Origin of the sequence: Reyranella sp. (genome assembly GCF_965279465.1) — a bacterium.
Lineage (GTDB): Bacteria > Pseudomonadota > Alphaproteobacteria > Reyranellales > Reyranellaceae > Reyranella.
In genome coordinates this window covers 2,479,809-2,504,928 of record NZ_OZ257242.1, presented here as the reverse complement: position 1 = coordinate 2,504,928, position 25,120 = coordinate 2,479,809, and the positions used below count along the sequence as shown (strand labels likewise).

Below are 25,120 nucleotides of genomic sequence, written 5' to 3'. Positions count from 1 at the left end.
ACGGGAAGCGCCGCTCGGTCGGGCGGCGATTGCTGCGCTCAGGCAAGACCCAGCTCGTCAGCGATCCTGTATTCGGTAGCGAGCGCGCGCAGCCTGTCCCAGGTCGCGTCCTCGACCTCGATGCCGTTTCTCCGACGCTCCTGCTCGCGCAAATATTCGATCTCGCCGGGATAAAGCACGCCTTTCGATCCTCCGGACGGTGCTGTGGCTTGGAGATAGCGCGCGAACTCGGCCACTTCCTTCTTGAAATCCTGCAAGGGCCGGAACGCGGCGACATTGAACACGGCCATGAAGCATCCGTCATTGTGACGGCCGGTCGGCTCGACGCCAAATCCCAGGCCCGTCAACAATCCGCACAGCACCTCGACCATCGCGGCGAGGCCACTTCCCTTGTAGCCCTCGGTGCCGCCCAGCGGCAGCAGCGCGCCGCCCTTGCGGTAATCCGTGGGGTCCGTCGTGTGCCGACCGGCAGCATCGATGATCCAGCCCGTCGGGATTTGCTCGCCACGCGCGACAGCCAGCGAGATCTTTCCGGCCGCAACCGCCGAGGTCGCCATATCGAGATAAAAGGGACCCTCGAGATCCGAAGGTACCGCGATCGAAAGCGGATTGGTGCCGAGGCGCGGCTCCCGACCTCCGAACGGCGCGACGTGCTTGGGCGAGCGACCGGAATCAGCGGTGGCAAGCCCGATCATGCCCTCGCGTATCGCCATCATCGGATAGGCCGCGAGCCGGCCGACGTGGCTTTGACGGAACACCGTGCAGGCCGCGACATTGGCCGTCCTGGCCTTCTCGATCGTGAGGGCCATCGCCTTTGCGTTGACGTGGAAGCCAAACCCCCAGTGACCATCGATCACCGTCGTCGTGGGCGACTCCCGCACGATGGTCCACTCCGCGCCCGGCACGATGTGGCCGGCTTTCACACGATCGATATAGGTCGGGATTCCGATCACGCCATGTGAGTCGTGGCCGGCGAGGTTGGCGTTCACGCAACCATCGGCGACCGCGCGCGCCTCTTCATCGGAGGCGCCGGTCGCCCTCAACAATGCCGCGCCGATGCGCGAGAGACGATCAGCTTGGATGATCGGCATGGTGTCCCCTCAGGCCTTGCGCACAGCCCCGAGGCTACCACTCAATGTCCCTCCAGGCAGCATCCATGGCGCACGCCGACGCGCCGGCCACGGCCGCGGACCGAAAGCCATCGAGCGCCAGGTTGCCGATTTGACAATCGGTTCTGCCATCGGGAAGGTCGACGGATGGAGTACGGGATCAATCTCGCCACAGCTGCCGATTCATGGAAGGTGGTGAAGCGCGCCGAAGAGCTCGGCTTCACGCGTGCCTGGTTCTACGATACGCAGTTGCTCAACGCAGAGATCTTCGTCGCCATGGGCGCGGCGGCGGTGACGACGTCCAGGATCCGTCTGGGAACCGGCGTGCTGATCCCGTCGAACCGCATCGCGCCAGTCGCGGCCAGCGCTCTCATGTCGCTCAATGCTCTCGCGCCGGGGCGTATCGACTTCGGCATCTCCACCGGCTTCACCGCTCGGCGCACCATGGGCGTTGGTCCGGTCCGGCTCGCCGACATGCGGCGCTACATCGAGCAGGTCCAGCGGCTGATCGCCGGCGAGATGGTGCAATGGGAGTTCGAGGGCGCCGAGCGGAAGATCCGGTTCCTGAGTCACGACATTGGCGTGGTCAACAACCGCGACCCGATTCCGCTGCATATTTCCGCGCTCGGCCCACGGGCCCGGACGCTCACGGCCGAGCTCGGCGCACACTGGATCAACGGCGTCGGCTACATCGACGCAGCGAAGGCGGCGATCGCGGCAATGCAGGTCGCCTGGCGCTCGGCCGGCATCGAACCGGCAACGCGTGTCGCCACGGCATTCTGCGGAGGCTGTGTGCTTGCCGAGGGTGAGCCATTCGACAGCCCGCGCGCCCGCGCGCAAGCGGGCCCGCACGCGACCATCGTGTTGCACAACCTTGTCGAGCTGGAACAGTTCGGCGATCTCGGCCGCGGCATCCCGCCGGCACTCGCGCCTCTGGTGGAGCAATACCGGAAGATTTATGAGCGCTACGAGCCGGCCGATGCGCGCTACCTGGAGAACCACCGCGGCCACCTGATGTTCCTGCGCCCGGAGGAGCATCAGGTATGCACCGCCGAGCTGATCCGTGCCGTGACCATTACCGGCACCAGGCCGGCGCTACAGGAACGGCTGCGCGAGCTGCAAGCGGCGGGCTACACCGACTTTTCGATTCACATCCGTCACGGCCATTCCGCGATGCTCGAGGAATGGGCGGAGGTGATTGCCGGCGTCTGAGGCGCATTTGCCTTCGCAGCGGGCCAAAGCCCGTCCAAGCAGGCCCGGTCGACGAGGATCGGCTACTTCCTTCCGCTGTCTCGGCGGTTTCGTACCGGGACTCAATGCTTCTCGACGTTCCAGAATACGGTGGGGCCGGCCGATATGAAGCCGGTGACATTCTTGCGAGCGGCGGAGATCAAGCGCCATTCGCCGAGGTGGACATAGGGCGTCCATTCGAACGCGCGAAGCTGCGCGGCTTCGGCGATTGCCTTCAGCTTCGCCGGATCGGTCTCGCGCGCGAACAGGTCACGCAGCTTCTCCATCTCCGGATCGCAGGGCCAGCCGCTCAGCGCCTTCTCGCAGGAAGAGTTCAGGAGGATGTTCGAGACCGGATTGACGAGACCCATCGCCGACGGCGAGACGAGATAGGCATTCCAACCTCCCGCTTCGGGCGGGCTCTTGTTGGCGCCGCGGATGACGATGCTCTGCCAGGTCATGGCCTGCATGTCGACCTTGAAGCCGGCCTGCTCCATCAACCGCTTGGCAACAGGAGCGAGGTTGGTCTGCCAGAACAGATCGCTCGACTGCAGCAGGACGACCGGCGTTCCGTCGTAGCCGGCCTCCTTCAGCAGCGCCCTGGCCTTGTCGAAGTTCGATTCCAGGAGCCCCGCCGTGCCCTTCTCGGACGCGTAGGTCGTGCCGCAGATGAACAGCATCTTGCAGACCTTGTACCTCGCCGGGTCGCCGACGACGGCCTTCAGGAAATCCTCCTGGTTGAAGGCGTACCAGAGCGCCTGACGGATGCGGGGATTGTCGAACGGCTTGTGCAGATGGTTGATGCGAAAGACGTTCTGGCTGCCGACCGGGCTGAGCGTCATGAGTTGGATGTTGCGGTCGCGCTCGAGCAGGCGGTGCAGGTCGAAAGGCGGCGCCTCGATGAGGTCGATCTCGCCCGCCAGCAGCGCGTTGATCGCCTGCAGATGGTCGGACATCGCATGCAATTCGATCCGGTCGACCAGGGCGCGCTTGCCGCCGGCGAGCCGCGAAACAGGCTCGTTCCGCGGCTTGTAGTCGGGGTTGCGCACATAGACGGCGATCTGGCCCGGCCGCCACAGTTCGCGCCTGAAGATGAACGGGCCCGACCCCACGGTGTCGGTGATCTGGGCATTGCCCGGTGTCTCGGCGATGCGCTTGGGCATCATGAAGGGCACGTTGACGTCAGGCTTGCCCAGGGCCGGCAATACGAGCCCGCTCGGCTCCTTGAGTTTCAGTTCGATCGTCTTCGCGTCCCGGGCCGTGACGGAAGCGGTGACATTCATAAGCTTCTGGCCCACGGCATCGCGCGTCGCCCAACGCTGGATCGAGGCAACGCAGTCCTCGGCCGTCACCGGCTGGCCGTCGTGCCACTTCAATCCGTCGCGCAGGGTAAAAGCATAGGTGAGCCCGTCCGACGAGACCTCCGTGCGCTCGACCATCTGAGGCCGAATCTCGCCGTTCGCATCAGTCGCGAACAGAGTGTCGTAGATCATGTAGCCGTGGTCGCGGGTAACGTACGCGCCGCTCCAGATCGGATCGATGATCTTGAGATCCGAGTTCATCACGACACGCAGCACCGTCTCGGCCCGAGCCGACACGGCATTCGCCAACAACGCAAGCACAACGAGAAGCAAACGCGTGAGCTGTCGTCCGTTCATGGCGTTCTCCGTCGTCCTGGGACAACGCAACGCGACACAACATATACGCAATGCAGTGGGACTGTGGCAGGCAGGCCAGCCGCCGACAACAGGGATTCGGCGGCGCTATCCGTCGTGAGGCATCAGCGCTGACGCGCTAAGAGCGCGTCAGCTTATTGAACGGGATGTCCTTGTCGACGCGCACATCCGCCGGCATGCCGAGCACGCGCTCGGCGACGATGTTGCGCAGGATCTCGTCGGTGCCGCCGGCGATGCGGAAGCCGGCGCCGCCGATCCACTGCGCCTGGAAGCCGGCCGCCTGCGGCACGTCCTCCTTCATGATACCGGCGGGGCCCATCAGCTCCATGGCGAACGCGCCCATGTCCTGCATCTTGGGTGCCGCCACGATCTTGATGATCGACGACTCCGGCCCTGGCGTCTGGCCCTTCGACAGCGCCGTCAGCGTGCGGTAGCGGGTCAGCTTGAGCCCCTGCTGCTGGACGTACCAGTCGGCGATCTTGCCGCGGACCTGCTGGTTGCGGATCGCCGGCCCGTCATCGAGGTCGGTGTCGCGCGCCAGCTCCATCAGCTCGTCGATGTCGAGGCCGCCCGACGGCAGGCCGACCGCCAGCCGCTCGTTCATCAAGGTGGTGAGCGCCGCCTTCCAGCCCTCGCCGACCTTGCCGAGCCGCTGCGTGTCGGGAATGCGCACGTCGGTGAAGAACACCTCGTTGAAGTTGGCGCCGCCGGACATCTGCTTGATCGGCCGCACCTCGACGCCCGGCGTCTTCATCGACAGGAAGAACATCGTCAGGCCCTGATGCTTGGGCACGTTCGGGTCGGTGCGGGTGATGATGATGCCGTAGTCGGAATAATGCGCGCCCGAGGTCCAGACCTTCTGGCCGTTGATGACCCAGCCGTCGCTGTCACGCTCCGCTCGCGTGCGGATGCCGGCCACGTCGGAGCCGGCGGCCGGCTCGGAGAAGAGCTGGCACCAGACCTCCTCGCCATACAGCGCGGGCTTCACGTAGCGCTCCAGATGCTCCTTGGAGGCATAGGCCATCATGGTCGGGATGCACATGCCCAGCCCGATGTCGAAGAAGCCGAGCGGCACCAGGAAGTTCGATTTCTCCTGCTGGTAGATCACCTGCAGGATCGGCGACGCGCCACGGCCGCCGAACTCCTTTGGCCAGGTCATGCGGGCGTAGCCGGCGGCGGCCTCCTTGGCCTGCCACTCCTTGGCTTTCTTGAGCAGCTCGGGATCGTCGTTGCGGGCGCGGAAAGCCTGCTTGTCGTCGCTCTTGCGCGTCGCATTGGCATCGAGCCAGCTGCGCACTTCCTTGCGGAAGGCGGCCTCTTCGGGTGTGTCGTTGAAGTCCATTTCTTCCTCCAGTCTTCGTCGTCCTGAGGCGAAGCCGAAGGACCTGGCGTCAACCCCAGCGGAGTTCCGTGGGCATGCGCTAGGTCCTTCGCTGCGCTCAGGACGACAGCACTACGTTCAAGCCGCGTTCTTCTGCTCCAGCCGGGTGACCAGCTTGTCCTTCCAAGCCATCGGCCCACCGAGCGACAGTGCCATCACGCGCGCGCGGCGGTAGTGGAACTGCGTATCGGCCTCCCAGGTGAAGCCGATGCCGCCGTGGGTCTGGATGTTCTCCTTCGAGGCGAAGTCGTAGGCCTCGGTCGCGGCAATCCTCGCCGCCGCCGCCGCCAGCGGCAGGTCCGCCCCGCCGTCGGTCAGCATCATTGCGCCGTAATAGGCGTTTGATCGCGCCAGCTCGAGCTTGACGTAGCAGTCGGCCAGCTTGTGCTTGATCGCCTGGTACGAGCCGATGGCTCGGCCGAACGCCTGGCGCTGCAGGGCATAGTCGCGCGCCATCCACATTGCGGATTCCGCGCCACCGACCTGCGCGAAGGCGAAGTACACCGCCGCGGCATCGTAAAGCCGTTCGAGCAGGCTCCAGCCCTCGCCCTCGGCGCCGAGCAGCTCGGCCGACGCGCCGTTGAAGGTGAGCTCGGCATGCTTGCGCGCCGGATCGATCGTCTCGACCCGCTTCTTCGTCACGGACTTCTGCGAGAGATCGACCAGCGCGAGCGAGTTCTTCGCCACCACGACGGCGAAGGTCGCCGCATCACCATCCGCCACCGGCACCTTCCTGCCGTTGAGGAAACCGCCGCCGAACGTAGTGGTGAGATTACGCGGCCGTGGCGGCTGCGGGCCCTCGGCGACGGCGAGCGTGCCGATGGCCTTGCCCGAAGCGAGCTCGGGCAGCCACTTCTTCTTCTGCGCTTCAGAGCCCGCGAGCTTGATTGCTTCCGTCGCCAGCACGACAGAGGTGTCGAACGGCACCGGCGCGGCGGCGCGGCCGATCTCCTCCGCAACGACGCAGAGCTCGAGCGGCGAAAGGCCCAGCCCGCCATACGCTTCCGGAATGCCGACGCCCGGCACGCCCAATTCGACGAGGCCCTTCCAGACCTCCTCGGCATACGCTTCCTGTCCGTCCAGCACGCGGCGCACGACTTTCGTCGGGCACTTGTCGGTGAGGAATTTGCGGACCTGCTCCTTGAGCAGCTTCTGGTCGTCTGAGAAATCGAAGTTCATGATGGTTGAGCCTAGCAAGCGAACCGGGTCCGGGGAACGGCTCTAGGTTCCGTCAGGCGGGTTGGGCGTTGTGATAAGGTGAGACGATGAACACGGCAGAAATCAGAGACTGGCATGCTCATGTCTACTTCGATCCGGCGACGCGCGATCCCGCCTGGGCGTTGCGCGAGCGGATCGAGAAGGAATTCGAGATCCAGATGGGCCGCTTCCATGAGCGGCCGGTCGGCCCGCATCCGATGTTCAGCTACCAGGTCACGGTCCGAAACGAGCAGATCGGGCCGATGATCTCGTGGCTGACCCTCAACCACGGCGACCTCATTGTCTTCATCCATCCCAACACCGGCCACGACCTCGAGGACCATCGCGACCGCGCGGTGTGGATCGGCAAGTCGGTGCCGCTGGCCCTCGATATCTTCACGAAGAAAAAGGACTGACCCATGGATTCGCTTCTGCCCCTCGCCCAAAAGGTCGGCGAGAAACTGAAGGCGCGCAAGGAGACGGTCGGCGTGTCCGAATCTTCGTCCGGCGGCCTGATCTCCGCCGTGCTGCTCGCGGTGCCCGGCGCCTCGGCCTATTTCATAGGCGGCGCCGTCGTCTATACGCGGCCCGCTGGCGAGACCTTCCTCGCCGCCACGCCGTCGAAGCGCGCCGGCATCCGCTCCTCCTCCGAGCCGTGGGCGACGCTTGCCGCCGAGCTCGTCCGCGAGCGGCTCGGCACGACCTGGGGCCTCGCCGAAACCGGCGCGTCGGGGCCGACCGGCAATTCCTACGGCGACCCCGCCGGCCATACTTGCGTCGCCGTCGTCGGTCCGAAGGGCAAGATCGCGCGAACGCTGCGCACCGGCTCGAACGCCAGGGTGGCCAACATGCGTGCCTTCGCCGCCGAAGCGCTCAAGCTGCTGGACGAGCAGCTTTCCTAGCGAACCCGGAAGAGCCGCACGGTCCAGCTCTGCCCGGCGCTGGTGCACAGTGCGCCTTCGACGCCGTCGCGGCAGGTGAGCTCGGCCGGCGCATTGGCCGAGCCGTCGTCGCAGGCGAGCTTTACGCCCCGTAGCTCCAGCGCGCCGGCGTTCCACGACGCCTGCGCCAGGGCGCGGCAGAAGAAGACATTCGGCTGGTCGGTGCGCGTGTAGAGATAGCGGCCGCCGCCCTTGTCGTCGAAGCACCAGGTGATGGTGCCGCGATGCTGGGCATAGGCGAAGTTGTCGGTACGCCAGCAGCCTTTGACGAAAACCACGCTGCCGTTCGGCTTCTCGGGCAGCACCAGCGGGATGGTCGCCGGCGGCCTGACACTGCTCGTCGGATAGGGCTCGTTCGGCTGTCGATAGGATGAACCGCCGCCGGTCGACGGGGCAGCGACCGATGGCGACGGCATGTAGGTCGACGGCGGCGCAGGGCTCGGATAGCCGCCGGGCGGGACCGAATATACCGGCGGTTGCGGCGCCTGGTTGGTGCCGTTGGGCCAGCTCGGCCCAGTGCCGCCGACGCCGCCCAGCCCGCTGCCGATGCCGGTCGATCCGCCGATCGGCCCGCCGGGCGCGACGCCTTGGGCAAACGCCGGGATGCCCGCCAAAGCCAGAGCGGCCACTGCCGTCACGATGCGGAGCCCGTGCATTCATCGCATATCGACGCTGATCGGCAGAACGTCAAGCAGCGCACGAGAAGGTTACCGGCATCCGTTATTCCAATTTTACCATAGCGAGCCCATCTCGGGAGCGATCGAGGAGAGCAACCATGCTGAGACGACGGCACTTGCTAATCGCCGGTGCGGGCGGTGCGGTGGCCCTCGCCGCGCTGCGCTTCGGCATGCCGGCGCCGCGCGCGGCCGACGCGCATTTCGAGGTCATGCACACCGACGCGGAATGGCGGGCCATGCTGACGCCCCAGCAATACAAAGTGCTGCGGCAGTCGGGCACGGAATGGCCCTATTCCAGCCCGCTCGACAAGGAGAAGCGCGCCGGCACCTTCGCCTGCGCCGGGTGCAAGCTCGCGCTGTTTTCATCCGAGACCAAGTTCGACAGCCGCACCGGCTGGCCGAGCTTCTGGAAACCGCTCGATAACGCCGTGGCCACGGAAGCTGACAACTCGCTCGGCATGAGCCGCGACGCGGTGCACTGCCGCCGGTGCGGCGGCCATCTCGGCCATGTCTTCAACGACGGGCCGCCACCGACCGGCTTGCGTTACTGCATGAACGGTGTTGCCATGACCTTCACACCCCGCGCCACCTGAGGACCCGATCGATGGACAAGGCTTATCCCGTCACGCGCAGCGACACCGAATGGCGGAAGCTCCTGACCCCCGAGCAGTATTACATCATGCGCGAGCACGGGACCGAGATGCCCGGAAGCTGCGCCCTGCTCGTCGAAAAGCGGCCGGGCAAGTTCACCTGCGCCGGCTGCGGCAAGACATTGTTCGAAACCGGGCGGAAGTTCGAGAGCGGCACCGGCTGGCCGAGCTTCGACAAACCGGTCGCGGGCAGCGTCGAAACCTCGGTCGACGAGAGCTTGGGGATGGAGCGCACCGAGGTCCATTGCGCAACCTGCGGCAGCCATCTGGGACATGTCTTCGACGACGGCCCGCCGCCGACCCACCAGCGCTATTGCATCAACGGCGTGGCGATGAACTTCAAACCGGACCGGGATTCCTAATCGGTTTGAGGCCGTGAAATCAGTCGACATCCGCGAAGCGAAGGTCAACCTCTCCAGACTGGTGGCTCAGGCCGCCAAAGGGGAGCCTTTCGTGATCACGAAAGCCGGCAAACCGCTGGTCAAAGTCGTGCCCGTCGACGCGCCTTCGCCTCGCAAGGTGCGCCGCCTGGGCTTCATGATGGGGCGCATCAAGGTGCCGGACGACTTCGATCGAATGGGAGAGGAAGAAATCGCCGCCCTGTTTGACCCGGGATCGTGAGGACATATTGATCTCACAGGCTCGGGGGAAGCGGATCACGCCGAGTAGTGTTCATACTCTTCCGGACCGCGAGCGTCTCGCTCGCTCATGATCATGAGCGAGCGAGACGCTCGCGGTCCGGAATACGATCTGACGACTACGTTGTCTGCCGCGTCGGTCGTCCGCCGGCCGTCATGCCGCCGTCAATCACCAGCTCCTGGCCGGTCATGTAGTTCGCCGCATCCGTGCACAGGAACAGCACGCCGTTGGCGATGTCCTGCGCCTCGCCGACCCGCGGCAGCGGCACAGAGGCTGCGGCGCGCTCGCGCGGATCGATCGGCGCATTGCTGCGATTGCCCTGGGCGCCGGTCGGGATCTTCTCCCAGATCGGCGTGGCGATGATGCCGGGATGCACCGAGTTGCAGCGGATGTTATCCTCGGCATGCTCGAGCGCCACCGACTTGGCCAGCAGCCGCACGCCGCCCTTGGTCGCCGAATAGGCCGCGAGGCCCGGCGCACCGCGCAGGCCCGCGACCGAGGACATCAGCACGATCGAGCCGCCGCCCTGCTTCTTCAGCGCCGGGATGGCGTGCTTGATCGACAGGAACACGCCATCGAGGTTGATCGCCTGCTGTTTCTGCCAGTCGGCGAGCGTCATCGTCGCAATCGGCGCCATGATGCCGATGCCGGCGTTGGCGACCATGATATCGAGCCGGCCGAAACGCTTCTCGGCCTCGGCGATCACGCCCGGCCAAGCGGCTTCGTCACGCACGTCGTGGTCGAGGTAGTGCGCCTTGCCCCCGGCCCTGGTGATGCGCGCGACGACATCCTTGCCGCGCAACGGGTCGATGTCCGTGATCAGGACTCCGGCACCCTCGCGCGCCAGCGTCTCGGAGCAGGCCTCGCCGATGCCGGAGGCGCCCCCGGTTACAACGGCACCCTTGCCGGCGAGCAGGGCCACCTAACGGCCCTTCCAGTTGCCGGGGCGCTTCTCGGCGTAGGACTTGATGCCTTCCTTGAAGTCCTCGGTCTTGCGGGTCCAATCCTGCTCGGTCAGCTCGCGCTCGGTGGCGATCTCGGCGCCATCGGCGAAGCCGCGGCGCACGGTCTCGCGCGTCGACATGATCGCGAGCGGTGCGGATTCGGCGATCTCGGCGGCAAGCTTCATCGCCTCCTTGCGCACGTCGGCGAGCGGCGCCAGCACGTCGGCCAGGCCCCACTCGACCGCCTGCTCACCGCCGATACGGCGGCCGGTATAGAACATCAGATTCGCCTTCTGCTGGCCAATCAGCCGCGGCAGCGTGAAGGTGAGCGAGAAGCCGGGATGGAAGCCGAGCCGCGTGAAGTTGGCGGCGAAGCGCGCTTCCGGCGCGGCGACGCGGAAGTCCGGCATCAAGGCGAGGCCGAGGCCGCCGCCGATCGCCGGGCCCTGGATGGCGCCGATGCTGGGCTTCTTTGAGCGGAACAGGCGGGTCGCTTCCTTGTAGAGGTGCTTGCCCGACTCGGCAGCGCCGGTCTGCGGCCGGTTGGCGAAATCGGCACCGGCGCAGAACGACTTGCCCTGCGCGCACAGCACATAGGCGCGAATCTCGTTGTCCTTGTCGAACGCCTCGAATGCATCGGCGATCTGGTTGATCAACGAGTTGTCGAAGAAATTGTGCGGCGGCCGCTGGATCTCGACGACGCCGACATGACCTTCGCTCGAGACGCCGATATCCTTGTATGTGCCGCTCATGTGCTTCCCCTGCGGGTTATAAGTGAGCGGCGATATTGCCCCGCGCCGGGGCCGTCCGTCGAGTTGGGAGGATAATTAATGCCGCAACGCGAACGCCACGCCCTGGTCATCGGGGGCGGCACCATGGGCGTAGGGATCATCGCCATGTTCATCGGTGGCGGCTGGACGGTCGATGTCGTCTCCCGCTCCGCCTCGACGCGAGACAGTCTGGCCGCGGCGACGGCGAAGGCATTGGCCGGCATGGGCAAGCCGACCGATACCGCCGGGCTGAAGACCTTTGCCACCCTACCCGAAGCCGACTGGTCGAAAATCGACGTCGCGGTCGAAACGGTGACCGAGGATCTGCCTCTGAAGCAGAGACTGTTCGCCGAGATGGAAGCGCTCGCTCTGCCGGCTACCGCGCTCACGTCGAATTCCTCGAGCTTCCCGATCAGCGAGATCGGCAAGGGCCTGAAGACTCAGGGCCGCATGATGGGCCTGCACTTCTTCATGCCGGCGCATCTCATCCCGCTCGTGGAAGTGGTGAGCTCCATCCACACCGATCCGGTGGAGGCCGAGCGGGTCGGCGCGATCATGAGGGATCTCGGCAAGCGGCCGGTGCAAGTCCGCAAGGACGTGATCGGCTTCCTCGGCAACCGCATCCAGGGCGCTTTGATGCGCGAGGCGCTCTGGTTGATCGAGCAGGGCGTTGCCTCCCCGGAGGACGTCGACGCGACGGTGCGCCTCAGCTTCGGCTTCCGCTACGCCGCGGCCGGCCCGATCGTGCAGAAGGAGCATTCGGGCTGGGACACGACCTGCGCGGTCGCCAAGATCATCTGGCCCGACCTCACCAATGCAGACGGCCCGCCGCCGATCCTGCAGAAGAACGTCGACGAGGGCCGCATCGGCTTCAAGACCAAGCACGGCTTCTTCGAATGGAACGACGAGTCCATCGCAAAAGAGCGCGCCCGATATGAGCGCGCTCTTCGCAAGTGTCTCGAGATCTTCAAGGAAGAAGGGATCGTTTAGGCGGCCCGGCCGCGACCGCGGCCGCCACCGCCGCCGCCACCACCAAACCGACGGCCGCCGTTGCCGCGCGGCGGTCCGCCGAACGGGCGGTCGCCCTGCGGGCGCGGCGTGTAGGGACGATTGACCTTCGGGCGCGCGCCGTAGCTGTCGCCCGCGGAAGGACCGCCCTGGGGACGGTCGCCTTGCGGACGATCGCCTTGTGGCTGGTCGCGATAGTCGCCGCGCTGCCACTGGTGCTCGGCCGGTGCCGACGGCGCGCCGCCGGACCGATCGCCGAACGGGCGATGATTGCGGCCACCGCCACCACCGCCACCGGGACGGCCACGACCGCCGCCGGGACCGCCATAGCCACCACGCGTATGGTTGTTCGGACGCTCGTTGTCGCGCGCCTCGCGCTCTTCGCGCGGACGCTGCGGCGGAGCGGCCGGCATGTCCTCGTTGGCCGGCGTGGGGATCACCGCAATGCGCTGGTTGGTCAGCCGCTCGATGCTCTTGAGCTGACCGCGCTCGCTCGAATCGCAGAACGACAGCGCGATGCCCGAGGCGCCGGCGCGCGCCGTGCGGCCGATGCGATGGACGTAGCTCTCGGCATCGGCCGGCAGCTCGTAGTTGATGACATGCGTCACGCCGGTCACGTCGATGCCGCGCGAGGCGAGATCGGTGGCGACCAGCACGCGGGCCTTGCCGCGGCTGAAGTTGTCGAGCGCCTTCTGGCGCGCGTTCTGGCTCTTGTTGCCGTGGATCGCCTCGGACGACACGCCGCGGTCCTCCAGCGCTTCGGCGACGCGATTGGCGCCGCGCTTGGTGCGGGTGAAGACGATGACGCGCTCCAGCGCGGCGTCGCTCAGCAGATGGCTGAGCAGGGCGCGCTTGGTCGCCGAGTTCACGAAGTAGACACCCTGGTCGATCTTCTCGATCGCGCGGCCCTGCGGGGCGATCTCGACCTTCTCGGGATTCTTCAGGATCTCGTTGGCGAGCTTGGCGATGTCGTTCGGCATGGTGGCCGAGAACAGCAGCGTCTGGCGCTGGCGGGAGACCGACGCCGCAATGCGGCGCACGTCCTTCACGAAGCCCATGTCGAACATGCGATCGGCTTCGTCGAGGATGAAGAAGGTCACGCTGCCGAGCTTCACGTTCCCGCGCTCGACGAGATCGAGGAGGCGGCCGGGCGTGGCGACGAGGATATCGACGCCGCGTGCCAGGGTCTCGATCTGACGACCATAGCCCAGGCCACCGACGACGGTGCAGAGGCGAAGGCCGAGGCCGCGTCCGTAGGTGTCGAAGCTGCGCGCGATCTGGACGGCGAGCTCACGGGTCGGCGCGAGGACGAGCGCGCGAGGGCTCTTGGGCTGGGCGCGCTCCTTGGTGGCCGAGAGGTGCTGCAGCACGGGCAGCGCGAAGGCCGCCGTCTTGCCGGTGCCGGTCTGGGCGATGCCGAGAACGTCACGGCCCTGGAGAAGCGCCGGAATGGTGCGCGCCTGGATCGGCGTGGGCACGGTGTAACCGGCAGTGTCGAGGGCACGCAGCAACGGCTCGGACAGGCCGAGATCCGCAAACGAAACATTACTCACTGGGAAAATAGTCCTTACGGCCGCTCAAATGGTTCGAGCGGCTTTTGGCTCACTCTCCGGCGCGGCGGAGGCGGCTCTTTCTTCTGGGAGATTGTCTCGGGATGAAGCGCCGTCACAAAGAAATGGGGCGCGTCGCGCAATCGCGAGAAACCTGATCGACCCGCAAGCGCGCGGGCTGCGGCGTATATGATGGTGCGCCGCAGCGAAGTCAAGCGATGAGAATAAGGCAGCCTATTTCGGCGCGCCCGTCACTTCTTGCACCGCAGGCTCTTCGGCTGGCTGCCGCTCGATGGACTCGGGCCTCATCGTTCCAAGAAGCGCCTTCCGCGTCAGCCAATCGGTCGCCGGATCGACCTCGCCGAACAGCCGGACCTCACCGGCGCTCAGCATCGCGGCCGGAACGCCGTCCTCGAACAGCAGACGATTGCCGGCCAGCGCCGGCAGGCGCGCGCCCGGAGTCAGGACGCCGGCGAGATTGAGCGGGTCGGCGCCCGAGACCACGGTCCATTCCCTGCTCGCCGGACGCCGCCGCACCTCGCGCAGCGTGCCGATCGCCTCCGGCAACGCGAACTGCTCGCCGGTGAAGCCGGCCACGAAACGTCCGCCGCGGATCTCGCCGCGACTCTCAAGCCGCCGATAGACGCGCAGCAGCTCGCGCCACGGCGGCAGCCAGGGCGATTCGCGCTCCAGCATCCGCCAGAAGACGACGCCGTACCGGCGCAGCAGCGCGCGCGCCACGTGCTCGATCGCGGCGGCGTCGGGCGCAGCGGCGGATCGCACCAGCGACCAGCGGCCGGTCTCTTCCATCCCGTGCTCGACGCGACGGCGACGCCTGCTGGGCCGCCGCTCGGCGGCAGGCACCAGCAGCGCCCGCAGGCCGGCGAAGCTGTCGGAGGTGACGAGCCCGAGTGCCACGAGCTCAGCCAGCGATTCCTCGAGCTGTGACCGCAAAAGACCGCAATTCTGCAGCATCTCGTCGAAGAAAGACGCACCATTTGCGGTCATGAAGTCCACTATTGCGCGCGCTTTGCGGCTGGTTTGCCCCTCATTTGCGGGCAAAAGCGAGCGCCACAGCGCCACATGGCGGCGCGGCGACAGGGTAATGGGCGTCGTGCGCACCGGTCCCGTCCGCCGCGCGCCGTCGCTGCCGCCACCGCGCGATCGCAGGCGCGTCCACGTCGCCTGTCCGGCGAGGCATCGCGCATCCAGCCAGCCCGGCGAATATCCCGCGAGTCTCGCCGGCAATATCTCGCTTTCCCACGCAGCGGCGGGCGCGCCGAAGCCTTCGAGCTGCTCGATGACCGCGTCGAGCGCCTTTGCACCCTCCATGCGTGCGCCGGGCGCGACGTGCTGCCACTGGAACAGGAAACGCAGGAAGTCGCGCGCGGCGACCGGCTCGATCTCCGCGCGCAGCCGCTTGATCGTGTAGCGATGGATGCGCGCCAGCAGGCGGCGCTCGCACCACTCTTCGCCGGTTGCCCCGGCCGAGAAGCGGCCGCGCATGGCGAAGCCTTCGGCTTCCAGGGTCGCGAGACCGGTCGCGATCTCGAGACCAAGCGGCGCCGCGAGCGCTGCCGCGGTCACCGGTCCCAGCCCTTCGAGACGTCCGCGCAGGAGCTCGAGGAGAGCGTCGTCGCTCGATAGCGTCTTGTCGTAGCCCGCCGGCGCAGCAATGGCCGGCTCCGTCGCGCAATCGGGCCACAGCGCGCGGAAGAGCGACAATCGCTCCGCCGCAATCCACAATGTCACGCTGGCGCACTCGATCCGCGCCGCGCGCTTCTGGCCGGCAAGATCGGCCAACCAATCGCTCCAGCCGGCGTTGGTCTGGACCTCGGCGTCGGTCAGGAAGCCCAGCCATACCAGCGCATCGTGCAGCTCGTCGGCGTTGGCGGCATCGGGCCACACCTCGGCCTTCACCCGCGCGATCGCCTCCGGGTCGAGGCGCCCGAGATCGGAGGCTTCCTCCGGAGCAAGCCAGCGGCGCGCCATCACCGCCTGGGTGCGACGTTCCTCGAGCGGCGCGTCGTCGAGGTAGGCATAGGGACGTGCTGACAGGACCTCGATCGCCAGCGGCGACGGCTGCGTCAGCTCACGGGTGACGACATCGATGGCGCCGGACTCGATTCCGCGGAGCAGCGTCTCGAGGCCCTCGATATCCATCGCCTCGTTCAGGCAGTCGTCGAGCGCCTGCCGCACCAGCGGATGATCGGGGATTTCCCGGTCGCCGGGCAGGTTCTCGGCGCAGGCAATCTGGTCGGGGAACACGGAGCCGACGAGGTCTTCCGCCGCCATGCGCATGAGCTGCGGCGGCACCTTGTGGCCGCCGCGGAAGCGCGGGAGGGCAAGCGACACGCCGCTCACCCAGCGCCAGCGCGTGGTGAACATCGGCGAGTCGAGCACCGCCTGGGTCAACACGCCACGAGCGGTGTTGGAGTTGAGATAGCGCGGCACGTCGGCCAGCGCGAAGCTGTGTGCTTCGGTGAGCGAGATGACGATGTTGTCCTCGGTCGCCGCCGCCTGGATCTCGAAATTGAACGTGGCGCAAAAGCGCTTGCGTAGGGCCAGCCCCCACGCCCGGTTGAGCCGGCTGCCATAGGGCGAGTGCATCACCAGCTGCATGCCGCCCGCCTCGTCGAAGAAGCGTTCGAGCACGATCGTCTCGCGCGTCGGCAGGCAGCCCAGCGCGCCGAAGCCCGCGCGCAGGTAGTCGACCAGCTGCTCGGCCGCGGAACGGCCGAGCGCGAGTTCTTCCGTCAGCCAGTGCAGCGCGCTCTCGCCGGACGGATCGAAGCGCAGGCGCCGCTCCATATCGGCACGCAGGCGCGACACAGAGGCCGAGAGCGCGTCGCTGCGGCCGGGCGCCTCGCCCAGCCAGAACGGAATGTTCGGCGGCTGGCCCTGGGCATCCTCGACCCGCACCGTGCCGCGCTCGACCCTCTGGATCTTGTAGCTGCGGTTGCCGAGCTGGAAGACGTCGCCCGCCAGGCTCTCGACCGCGAAATCCTCGTTCACGCTGCCGATGACGTTGTTCTCGGGCTCGAGCAGCACCCGATAGTCGGCATTGTCGGGAATGGTCCCGCCGGCGGTGAGCGCCGTCAGCCGTGCGCCGCGACGGCCGCGCAGCTGATGGTTGACGGCGTCGTGGTGGATCAGCGCGCCGCGCCGGCCGCGCCGCGTGTTGAAGCCGTCGGCCAGCATCGCGACGATCGAATCGAACGCCTCGCGCGGGAGATTGCGATAAGGCGAGGCCCGCCGCATCAGCGCGAAGAGATCGTCCTCGCTCCACTCCCGGGCCGCGACCTCGGCGACGATCTGCTGCGCCAGCACGTCCATCGGCTGCTCGGGAATCTCCAGCCGGTCGAGCTCGCCGCGCTGGACCGAGTCGAGCAGCGCCGTGCATTCGACCAGGTCGTCGCGCGACAGCGGGAACAGCCGACCCTTCGGCGTACCGTCGACCGCGTGGCCCGAACGGCCGACCCTCTGCAGGAAGGCGGCAATCGACCGCGGCGAACTGAGCTGGCAGACCAGGTCGACGTCGCCGATGTCGATGCCGAGCTCGAGCGAGGCGGTAGCAACCAGCGCCTTCAGCTTGCCGTGCTTCAGCCGCTGCTCCGCATCGAGGCGCTGCTCCTTGGCCAGGCTGCCGTGATGCGCGGCGACGTCGGCCTCCCCCACCAGCTCGGACAGCCGGCGGGTCACCCGCTCGGACAGGCGCCGCGTGTTGACGAAGATCAGCGTCGTGCGGTGCTGCCCGACCAGGGCTGCCAGCCGGCGATAAACCTCATCCCAGACCTCGTGCGACATCACCCCGCCGAGCGGCGACTCGGGAACCTCGATCGCGAGATCGCGCGCGCGTCGGTGGCCCGAATCGACGATGGCGCAGTCGCCGCCCTTGGCGCCGACCAGGAAGCGCGCGACCTCCTCGATGGGGTTCTGCGTTGCCGACAGGCCGATGCGCAGCAGCCGGCCATCGCCGAGCGCGTTCAACCGCTCCAGCGACAAAGCGAGATGGCTGCCGCGCTTGTTCGGTGCGACGGCGTGGATCTCATCGACGATGACGCTGCGGGTCGTGGCCAGCATCTTGCGGCCGGATTCCGAGCCGAGAAGGATGTAGAGCGATTCGGGTGTCGTGACGACGATATGCGGCGGCCGGCGCCCCATGCGCTGGCGCTCGCCGGCGGGCGTGTCGCCGGTGCGGACCCATGTCCGGATCTCGACATCCGGCAATCCGCGCCGGCGCAGCTCCTCGCGGATGCCGGCCAACGGCGCTTCCAGGTTGCGTTGGATGTCGTTGGAGAGGGCCTTCAGCGGCGAGACATAGACGACCTGCGTCTCGTCCTTGAGATCGCCGGAGACGCCTTGGCGCACCAAGTCGTCGATCGCCGCCATGAAGGCGGCGAAAGTCTTGCCCGAGCCGGTCGGCGCCGCAATGAGCGTATGTCGTCCCGCCTTGATCAGCGGCCAGGCATCCACCTGCGCCGCGGTTGCCCGGGCAAAGCGGCTTTCGAACCAGTCGGCGACGGCCGGGTGAAACAGGGAGCGGAAATCCATGGGCGTGAGATCGCCCTGGAATATGGTGCCCGAAAGGCCGGATGCAACGCGTCATGCTCTTCCGGACCGCGAGCCTCCGGCTCGCTCGGATTCATGAGCGAGCCGGAGGCTCGCGGTCCGGAAGAATCCGAGGGAAGAAGACGTTCTAACCGCGCCGCTTGCGCAGAAGCTGGCCTGGCAAATTGCCGGTCGGCTCGTTGTCGCGCAGCAGGATCTGGCCGTTGACGATCGTGGCCCGCATGCCATCGGCCTTCTGGCGCAGGCGCTTGGCCTGTGCGGGAAGATCGGTGACGACCTCGGGCATGCGCGGGCCGACGGTGTCGGGATCGAACACCACGATGTCGGCCGCCATGCCTTCGCGCAGCAGGCCGCGGTCGTGGAAGCCAAACTGGGTGGCGGTGTCGCACGTGATCAGCTTGACCGCTTCCTCCAGAGTGAAGGCCTGCTTCTCCCGCACCCAATGGCTCAGCAGATGCGTCTGCAGGGAGGAGTCCATGATCTGCGAGACATGCGCACCGGAGTCCGAGAACGTCACGACCGAGCGCGGATGCTTCATCAGCTCGAGCGCTTCGGTCTGGTTCTCGTTGGCGATCGGCTGCATCATGAAGAACTTCATGTCTCTTTCGAGCGCCATGTCGATCATCAGATCGACCGGATGGGTGTTCTTCTGGCGTGCCAGCTCCGCCATCGTCTTGTGCGGGCCCTTCATGTCGGTCATCGCGTAGATGTAGTCCCACTCGGGCGGCCGGGCCTCGGTACCGCGCACCTCCGGGCCCTCGTAGGGCTTCGATGCGACCTCGACGAGGCGGCGGCGCATCTCTGGATCGAGCAGCATCTTCTTCTGCTCGGCGAGAGGCTTGGCGCGCATCTCCTTCCACACGTCCCACTTGTCGAACGGCAGATGGGTCTCGAACGAGAGCAGCACGCTCAGCGCGCGGCTGTGCACCTGGGCGAACATGCGTCCGCCGGCTGCAGCGGTGCGCTCGATGATGTCGAAGGTCGAGCGCCAGCCGCCCGGCCGCGTGCGGCGGTTGAACAGGCCGAAGGTGATCGGGCGGCCCGACTCGATCGCGAGCTTGGACAGGCCGTCATAGTAGGCGCGCGCCTTCTCGCTGTCGGCGCCGCGCGGCTCTCCCGCGACCTCGACCATGCCCGCGCCCATCGCCTTCACGAGCGTCTCGAACTCGTGCCAGCTGGCGAGGCGGCTCGCGACCGGCTTGTCGTCGGACGTCTGGTGATTGACCGAGCGGGTGGTCGAGAAGCCGTGCGCGCCGGCGTCCACCGCCTCCTTCACCAGATGCACCATCTTCGCGAGCTCGTCCTCGCTCGCCTCGTCGGTGAAGGCGCGCTGGCCCATCACATAGGTGCGCAACGCGCAGTGCCCCATGTAGCCCGCGTAATTGATGCCCTTGGGCAGCGACTCCAGCACGTCGAGGAATTCGGGGAAGCTTTCCCAGCGCCACTTGATGCCGGCCAGCATCGCGGCGCGGCTGATGTCCTCGGCGCGTTCGAGGTTGCGGAACACCATGTCGGCCTCGGCCTCGCGACACGGCGCAAGGGTGAAGCCACAATTGCCCATCACCACGCTGGTGACGCCCTGGTAGCAGGAGCTGGTGCCGATCGGATCCCAGAATATCTGCGCATCCATGTGGGTGTGGCCGTCGACGAAGCCGGGCGACACCACGTGGCCCTCGGCGTCGAGCGTCTCCTTCGCGCTGCCGCCGATGCGGCCGATCTCCGCGATCTTGCCGTCCTTCACGCCGATGTCGCCGCGGTAGCGCGGTAGCCCCGAACCATCGACGATCATGCCGTTCTTGACGAGCAGGTCGAATGCCATTGGCGGTCCTCCGGTGTGCCGCATAGGATAACTCAACCAAAAGCGAGGAAACATGGAATTCGGCGTCCTTTTCACGTCCCATCCGAATCCGAAAGAGGAGCCATATCCGCACCGCGATGTTCATGCCCGCACGACGGAAGAGGTTCTGGAGGCCGAGCGGCTGGGCTTCGACACGGCGTGGATTGCCGAGCATCATTTCGCGACGAGCTACGGCATCATGCCGGACTGCTTCGCCTACATGGCCTATCTCGCGGCCAAGACCAGCCGCATCAACATCGGCGCGGCTGTCATCACCCTGCCGCTCTACGATCCGATCCGCGTGGTCGAGAACACCTCGTTCGTCGACATATTGTCGAACGGCCGCGTGCGGCTCGGTGTCGGCTCCGGCTACCGGCCGTACGAGTTCGAGGGGTTGGGCAAGGACTTCGAGAACCGCCGCGACATGGTCGAGGAGGCGATCGGCCTGATGTTCGACGCCTGGCATCGCCACCGCTGGGATCACAAGGGCAGGTATTTCGCGGGCACGGTGAAGGACCAGTACGAGATGCTGCCGCATCCCGTGCAGATGCCGCATCCGCCGCTCTACATGGCGGGCGGCACCGACCGCTCGATCGGCTACAGCGGGCGCAACGGCTTCGGGCTCATGCTCTCGACACTGCCCGGAGTCGAGACGCTCGCGGCGCAGACCGCGCTCTACAAGCGCGAGCTTGGCGCGGCGAGCGCCGAGCGGCGGCAGAACCCGGCGGCCGGCAACATCGACATCGCGCGCTGGGTCTATATCGCCGACAGCGATGCACAAGCGCGGGCCGATACCGAAGAAGCGGTCGTCCGGCATATCGCGCATTTCGGCGGCACGGGCACCAGCGGCTATCTCGGCTCGGTGTCGGAGAAGGGCACGGCGCTCAACTACGATGACCTGCTCGCCACGACGCTTCTGCACGGCTCGGCCGAGACGGTGATCGCGCGCCTGCGCGAGATGCAGGCGCGCACCGGCATGACCTCGCTGCTGCTGCACTACCCGCCCTACTATGGCCGCGAGAAGACGATGCAGAGCCTGAAGCTATTCGCGGAGCGCGTGATCCCGGCGTTCCGTCCGCCGGCGCGGAGAGCGGTCGCGGCGGAGTGACCCTCAGCAACAACGCGCTCGGCGCCCTGCTCACCATGCTGGCGATGCTGTGCTTCGCCGTCATGGATGCGATCAGCAAGTCGCTGGTGGCCGAGTACGCCGTCGGCCAACTCATGTGGGTCCGCTACGGGCTGCTCTGCCTGTTCGCCTGGTTCGTCGTGCGCCGCCGTGGCTTGCGCGCGGCGCTGCGCAGCCGGCGGCCGGGGTTGCAGATCTTCCGCTCGCTCGTCGCCGTCATCGAGGGCGCGATGTTCGTGCTCGCCTTCCGCTACCTGCCGCTCGCCGACACGCATGCGGTCGCCGCGACATCGCCGCTGATCGTCATCGCGCTTGGCGTCCTGTTCCTCGGTGAGCGCGCCGGCCTCGCGCGCTGGCTCGCCGTCGCGGCGGGCTTCCTGGGCGTGCTGCTGATCGTACGGCCCGGCTTCCGCGCCTTCGACTGGCCGCTGGTGCTGCCGCTGGCCGGCGCGGTGCTATGGGCCGGCTACCAGATCCTGACGCGTCTTGCCTCGCGCAGCGATCCGCCCGACACGGCGCTCATCTGGTCGGCGATCGTGGCGTTCGTCGCGTCGAGCTTCGTCGGCCCGCTCGACTGGAAATGGCCGACGCCCGCGGCCTGGGCGCTGATGGCCACCGTCGCCGCGATCGGCACCGTCGCCCACTATGCGCTGATCAAGGCGCTCGACTACGCCGAAGCGGGTTCCGTGCAACCCTACAGCTATACGCTGCTGGTGTGGGCGACGCTGACGGGGTGGCTGGCCTTCGGCGACGTGCCCGACGGATGGACGATCCTGGGCGGCGCGGTCGTGGTGGCGAGCGGCCTCTACACCTGGCACCACGACCGCCGCAGGGTTATCGCGGCCACGCCCTGAGGTTCACCAACCCGCCCTCGATCGGCAGAGTGATGCCGGTCACCCAGCGCGATTCGTCCGATGCGAGATATACAGCGCCATAGGCGATGTCCCAGGCCGTGCCCTCGGTCTGCATCGGCACCATCTTGCGCCGCCGCTCGCGCGCCTCGGTGCCCATGTGCGCCACCATCGGCGTATGGACCGAGCCGACGACGATGCAGTTGGCGCGGATGTTCTGCGTCGCGTAGTCGGCCGCGACCGACCGGGTGAAGCCGTGCAGGCCCGCCTTGGCGGTCGAATAGGCGACCGCGCCCGCGCTGCCCATCAGGCCGACCGCGCCCGCGATCGACGACACCATGATCACCGAGCCGCCGCCGCCCGCCTTCATGCGCGGCAGGCAGGCCTTGGTGCACAGCATCGTCGTGGTGAGGTTTGCCGCGATCACCTTGTTCCAGTCGTCGAGAGTCACCGTCTCGGGCGTGCCTGGCGCGCCGATGCCGACATTGTTGTGCAGGATGTCGAGCCGGCCGTAGGTCTTCATCGTGAACGCGGCCATCGCCTCGCAGGCATCGAGATCAGCGACATCGGCGGCGAAGACCGAGGCCTCGCCGCCCTCGTCCTTGATCTGCGCGGCGAGCTTCTCCGCCCGCTCCGCGCTGCGGTTGACCAGCACCACCTTGGCGCCCTCGCGCGCGAACAGGATTGCGGTCGCCATGCCGTTGCCCACGCCCTCGCCGCGCGGCGCGGCTCCCGTGACCACCGCGACCTTGCCCTTGAGACGATCCGTCATTCCTTTTTCCTCCCGCCATTTTCGTCCAGAGCGCCAAATGCTATGGCTTTGCGCCATGGCCAGCAACGATACCTTCGAGGGCGGCTGCACCTGCCGCCAGATCCGTTACCGCGTCACATCCAAGCCGATGTACGTGCATTGCTGTCACTGCCGCTGGTGCCAGCGTGAGACAGGCACGGCCTTCGCGCTCAACGCCATGATCGAGGCCGACCGGGTCGAGCTGACGGCCGGCACGCCCGAGCTCGTGAACACGCCCTCGGCAAGCGGCAAGGGCCAGAAGATCTGGCGCTGCCCGACCTGCAAGGTCGCGGTGTGGAGCAACTACGGCGGCGCGGGCGACAAGGTGCGCTTCGTGCGGGTCGGCACGCTCGACGATCCCGACGCGATGCCGCCCGACATCCACATCTTCACAATGTCCAAGCAGCCCTGGGTCGCGCTGCCGGCCGGCACGCCGGCGGTGCCCGAGTACTACAAGCCGAAGGAGATGTGGCCGACGGAAAGCCAGGAACGCTTCGCAGCCCTCCGGGGGAAATGACACCCGAAACGCGCGACAAGCTCCTGCGCGTCGGCAGCAAGCGCATCGTTGCCGCCCTCGCACAACATGGGATTGCGGATCGCGTCGTCGAGAGACTTCCAGCCTGCGATCCCTTTGCAGGTTCCGCGAGCATCACCATCGAATCCTGTCGCGAGGGCAGCGTCCTGGTCGGCGAAGCAGCCGATCGCATGGTCGAGCGTCTCCGGCAGCGAGGCATCGCGGGCATCGTGCGCCGAAGCGACCTGCGCGATATTCCCGTCGAAGCAGGCGACGCGATCCTTCGAGATCGCGAGAGCCTCGTCGTGATCCCTGCGGCGCTCGTCGAAACGGTTGCCGAAGAAGCCGCCGAAGCGATCGCCTTCGAGGAGTTTACCGCCGACCAGGTCGCCCAGGGCGGCGGCGTCTACGGCCTCCACATCCCGAGTGGTGATCGTGCCAAGCAAGCCTTCGCCGCCTGGCGCCGGATGAAGGGAAAATGACGTCTCCTGAGAGCGTGTGACCTTTTCTGCTGGTGTCGAACGGCTGGGAGCGCGGCTCTCCAGAGCCGCTCTTTTTTCGGTTTGCTACAGCTCATGAGCGGCTCTGGAGAGCCGCGCTCCCAGCCCAAAAGGTCACAGCCGCTCAGGATAACGGCGGCCAGTAGTCGGGTAACTTCGTTGCGAGCCAGCGCGCCAGCGCGGCATTCACGTCGATCGGCTTTTCCTGCGCCATCCAGTGGCCCGACTTCACCACGACCTCGGTGAGGTCGGCGCAATCCTTGCGCATCGGCTCGGCGAGGCGGGACTGCACCGTCTCGCAGGTCTGGTCGTAGAGGCCGTGCAGGAACAGCACCGGCATCGCGAGCTTGCCGCCGTTCGGCGCACGCCGGGCGTAGGCGCCGTTGAGCTTGTGGTTCATGTACCAGGAGTCCGGTCCGAAGAAGCCGTTGCGCGTCAGCGCCGCGACGTATGAATCGAGATCCTGCTCCGTCAGGACATCGGTATCGCGCGGCACGTCGGGCCATGCGCCGCCGCCCAGCCAGCCGCCGGCCTTGCGCACCGCGGCGGTGCGCGACGGCTTGCCGACGCCGTCGGGATTGCCCTTGCGGAACAGCGCCTTCACCGTGTTGCGGATGTTCCCTTCGAAGCTCGCATGCGCCTTGTCAAAGCTCTCCTCGTAGAAGAACTGGTAGTCCCACTGGCCCGCCGGATACTCCGCCTCGGGATAGACCGAGCGGTCGACCAGCGGCACGACCGTGTCGAGCGTGAAGCCCGACGACAGGTACGGCACGCACAGACTCGCGACACCGACCGTCCGGTCGGCGTGATGCGCCGCCATGTTCCAGACGACGGGGCTGCCCCAGTCGTGGCCGATCCATACTGCCTTCTCGCGGCCCAGCGACGCCAGCAGCTCGAGCATGTCAGCGACGATCAGCTCCTGCGCGAAGTCTTCGTGCCGCGTGTAGGTGCTCGACCGTCCATAACCGCGCATGTCGGGCGCGATGCAGCGGAAGCCGAGCGCGGCGAACGCCGGGAGCTGATGCCGCCACGAGAGCGAGAGCTCCGGCCAGCCGTGGCAGAAGATCAGCAGCGGTCCGTCTTCCGCTCCGCAGGCGAGATAGCCCGTGGTGTGGCGCGGCGTCTTGACGGTGTGTTCGGTGACCGGGAATGTCATGG

The 25,120-nt window shown here is 67.0% G+C and carries 23 protein-coding genes; 11 read left to right on the top strand and 12 right to left on the bottom strand.

Translation table 11 applies throughout. The annotated features are described in order from the left end of the window. Positions 1-38 precede the first annotated feature (38 nt). On the bottom strand, positions 39-1,091 hold the full coding sequence (locus ACQY8M_RS12270; RefSeq protein WP_428672287.1) for an Ldh family oxidoreductase: 1,053 nt from the start codon (positions 1,089-1,091) through the stop codon (positions 39-41). On the opposite strand from ACQY8M_RS12270, the gene ACQY8M_RS12265 reads away from it, so the two are divergent. Further along, positions 1,077-2,321, top strand: coding sequence for an LLM class flavin-dependent oxidoreductase (locus ACQY8M_RS12265; RefSeq protein WP_428672285.1), 1,245 nt, complete (start codon positions 1,077-1,079; stop codon positions 2,319-2,321). The genes ACQY8M_RS12270 and ACQY8M_RS12265 overlap by 15 nt on opposite strands. 101 nt (positions 2,322-2,422) lie before the next feature. Here the strand turns inward: ACQY8M_RS12265 and ACQY8M_RS12260 are convergent, their stop codons facing one another. The 3 genes from ACQY8M_RS12260 to ACQY8M_RS12250 all read right to left on the bottom strand — a co-directional run bounded on the left by ACQY8M_RS12260 (position 2,423) and on the right by ACQY8M_RS12250 (position 6,575). Further along, positions 2,423-3,997, bottom strand: coding sequence for an ABC transporter substrate-binding protein (locus ACQY8M_RS12260; RefSeq protein WP_428672283.1), 1,575 nt, complete (start codon positions 3,995-3,997; stop codon positions 2,423-2,425). A 136-nt stretch (positions 3,998-4,133) separates the two neighbouring features. Next, positions 4,134-5,357 (bottom strand): acyl-CoA dehydrogenase family protein, encoded by a 1,224-nt coding sequence (locus ACQY8M_RS12255; protein ID WP_428672281.1) that lies wholly within the window; start codon positions 5,355-5,357, stop codon positions 4,134-4,136. 117 nt (positions 5,358-5,474) lie between these two features. Continuing rightward, positions 5,475-6,575 carry an acyl-CoA dehydrogenase family protein gene (locus ACQY8M_RS12250; protein WP_428672279.1) on the bottom strand — a complete coding sequence of 367 codons (1,101 nt, stop codon included), beginning with the start codon at positions 6,573-6,575 and terminating at the stop codon, positions 5,475-5,477. 86 nt (positions 6,576-6,661) lie between these two features. Between ACQY8M_RS12250 and ACQY8M_RS12245 the strand changes: the two genes are divergently transcribed. Both ACQY8M_RS12245 and ACQY8M_RS12240 read left to right on the top strand, forming a co-directional pair. After that, entirely contained in the window at positions 6,662-7,009 is a 348-nt protein-coding gene (locus ACQY8M_RS12245) for a DOPA 4,5-dioxygenase family protein (protein ID WP_428672277.1), read from the top strand. Positions 7,010-7,012: 3 nt separating this feature from the next. After that, a complete protein-coding gene (locus ACQY8M_RS12240) occupies positions 7,013-7,495 on the top strand; it encodes a CinA family protein (RefSeq protein WP_428672275.1) in 483 nt (160 codons plus the stop codon). Here the strand turns inward: ACQY8M_RS12240 and ACQY8M_RS12235 are convergent. Next, positions 7,492-8,190, bottom strand: a complete 699-nt coding sequence (locus ACQY8M_RS12235; RefSeq protein ID WP_428672273.1) for a hypothetical protein — start codon at positions 8,188-8,190, stop codon at positions 7,492-7,494. The genes ACQY8M_RS12240 and ACQY8M_RS12235 overlap by 4 nt on opposite strands. A gap of 119 nt (positions 8,191-8,309) precedes the next feature. Between ACQY8M_RS12235 and msrB (ACQY8M_RS12230) the strand changes: the two genes are divergently transcribed. The 3 genes from msrB (ACQY8M_RS12230) to ACQY8M_RS12220 are packed head-to-tail and all read left to right on the top strand — an operon-like array spanning position 8,310 to position 9,482. Next, positions 8,310-8,804 carry a peptide-methionine (R)-S-oxide reductase MsrB gene (msrB, locus tag ACQY8M_RS12230; RefSeq protein WP_428672271.1) on the top strand — a complete coding sequence of 165 codons (495 nt, stop codon included), beginning with the start codon at positions 8,310-8,312 and terminating at the stop codon, positions 8,802-8,804. An 11-nt stretch (positions 8,805-8,815) separates the two neighbouring features. Then, complete coding sequence (gene msrB / locus ACQY8M_RS12225; RefSeq protein ID WP_428672269.1) at positions 8,816-9,223, top strand: peptide-methionine (R)-S-oxide reductase MsrB; 408 nt, start codon at positions 8,816-8,818, stop codon at positions 9,221-9,223. A 13-nt stretch (positions 9,224-9,236) separates the two neighbouring features. After that, positions 9,237-9,482 (top strand): type II toxin-antitoxin system Phd/YefM family antitoxin, encoded by a 246-nt coding sequence (locus ACQY8M_RS12220; protein ID WP_428672267.1) that lies wholly within the window; start codon positions 9,237-9,239, stop codon positions 9,480-9,482. Between the two features lie 136 nt (positions 9,483-9,618). On the opposite strand, the gene ACQY8M_RS12215 is transcribed toward ACQY8M_RS12220, so the two are convergent. Both ACQY8M_RS12215 and ACQY8M_RS12210 read right to left on the bottom strand, forming a co-directional pair. Continuing rightward, entirely contained in the window at positions 9,619-10,422 is an 804-nt protein-coding gene (locus tag ACQY8M_RS12215) for an SDR family NAD(P)-dependent oxidoreductase (protein WP_428672265.1), read from the bottom strand. After that, the gene (locus tag ACQY8M_RS12210) at positions 10,423-11,196 is read right to left on the bottom strand and encodes an enoyl-CoA hydratase/isomerase family protein (RefSeq protein WP_428672263.1); all 774 of its coding nucleotides are present in this window, start codon (positions 11,194-11,196) and stop codon (positions 10,423-10,425) included. 78 nt (positions 11,197-11,274) lie between these two features. Between ACQY8M_RS12210 and ACQY8M_RS12205 the strand changes: the two genes are divergently transcribed. Beyond that, complete coding sequence (locus tag ACQY8M_RS12205; protein ID WP_428672261.1) at positions 11,275-12,204, top strand: 3-hydroxyacyl-CoA dehydrogenase family protein; 930 nt, start codon at positions 11,275-11,277, stop codon at positions 12,202-12,204. On the opposite strand, the gene ACQY8M_RS12200 is transcribed toward ACQY8M_RS12205, so the two are convergent. The 3 genes from ACQY8M_RS12200 to ACQY8M_RS12190 all read right to left on the bottom strand — a co-directional run bounded on the left by ACQY8M_RS12200 (position 12,201) and on the right by ACQY8M_RS12190 (position 20,163). Next, entirely contained in the window at positions 12,201-13,775 is a 1,575-nt protein-coding gene (locus tag ACQY8M_RS12200) for a DEAD/DEAH box helicase (RefSeq protein ID WP_428672259.1), read from the bottom strand. The two genes, ACQY8M_RS12205 and ACQY8M_RS12200, sit on opposite strands and share 4 nt — an antisense overlap. Before the next feature lie 231 nt (positions 13,776-14,006). Next, positions 14,007-18,326 carry a DEAD/DEAH box helicase gene (locus ACQY8M_RS12195; RefSeq protein WP_428672257.1) on the bottom strand — a complete coding sequence of 1,440 codons (4,320 nt, stop codon included), beginning with the start codon at positions 18,324-18,326 and terminating at the stop codon, positions 14,007-14,009. A 145-nt stretch (positions 18,327-18,471) separates the two neighbouring features. Further along, positions 18,472-20,163 carry an N-acyl-D-amino-acid deacylase family protein gene (locus ACQY8M_RS12190; RefSeq protein WP_428672255.1) on the bottom strand — a complete coding sequence of 564 codons (1,692 nt, stop codon included), beginning with the start codon at positions 20,161-20,163 and terminating at the stop codon, positions 18,472-18,474. A gap of 52 nt (positions 20,164-20,215) precedes the next feature. Here ACQY8M_RS12190 and ACQY8M_RS12185 point away from each other — a divergent pair, with 52 nt between their 5' ends. After that, on the top strand, positions 20,216-21,289 hold the full coding sequence (locus ACQY8M_RS12185) for an LLM class flavin-dependent oxidoreductase (RefSeq protein ID WP_428672253.1): 1,074 nt from the start codon (positions 20,216-20,218) through the stop codon (positions 21,287-21,289). Continuing rightward, the gene (locus tag ACQY8M_RS12180; RefSeq protein WP_428672251.1) at positions 21,286-22,161 is read left to right on the top strand and encodes a DMT family transporter; all 876 of its coding nucleotides are present in this window, start codon (positions 21,286-21,288) and stop codon (positions 22,159-22,161) included. Before ACQY8M_RS12185 ends, ACQY8M_RS12180 begins: the two co-directional genes overlap by 4 nt. Here the strand turns inward: ACQY8M_RS12180 and ACQY8M_RS12175 are convergent. Then, entirely contained in the window at positions 22,142-22,930 is a 789-nt protein-coding gene (locus ACQY8M_RS12175; protein WP_428672249.1) for an SDR family NAD(P)-dependent oxidoreductase, read from the bottom strand. The two genes, ACQY8M_RS12180 and ACQY8M_RS12175, sit on opposite strands and share 20 nt — an antisense overlap. Positions 22,931-22,985: 55 nt before the next feature. On the opposite strand from ACQY8M_RS12175, the gene ACQY8M_RS12170 reads away from it, so the two are divergent. Together ACQY8M_RS12170 and ACQY8M_RS12165 are read left to right on the top strand one after the other, a co-directional pair. Further along, the gene (locus tag ACQY8M_RS12170; protein WP_428672247.1) at positions 22,986-23,465 is read left to right on the top strand and encodes a GFA family protein; all 480 of its coding nucleotides are present in this window, start codon (positions 22,986-22,988) and stop codon (positions 23,463-23,465) included. Then, a complete protein-coding gene (locus tag ACQY8M_RS12165) occupies positions 23,417-23,944 on the top strand; it encodes a hypothetical protein (RefSeq protein WP_428672245.1) in 528 nt (175 codons plus the stop codon). The genes ACQY8M_RS12170 and ACQY8M_RS12165 overlap by 49 nt, the downstream gene beginning before the upstream one ends. 142 nt (positions 23,945-24,086) lie before the next feature. Here the strand turns inward: ACQY8M_RS12165 and ACQY8M_RS12160 are convergent, their stop codons facing one another. After that, positions 24,087-25,118 (bottom strand): alpha/beta fold hydrolase, encoded by a 1,032-nt coding sequence (locus ACQY8M_RS12160; RefSeq protein ID WP_428672243.1) that lies wholly within the window; start codon positions 25,116-25,118, stop codon positions 24,087-24,089. Positions 25,119-25,120 lie beyond the last annotated feature (2 nt).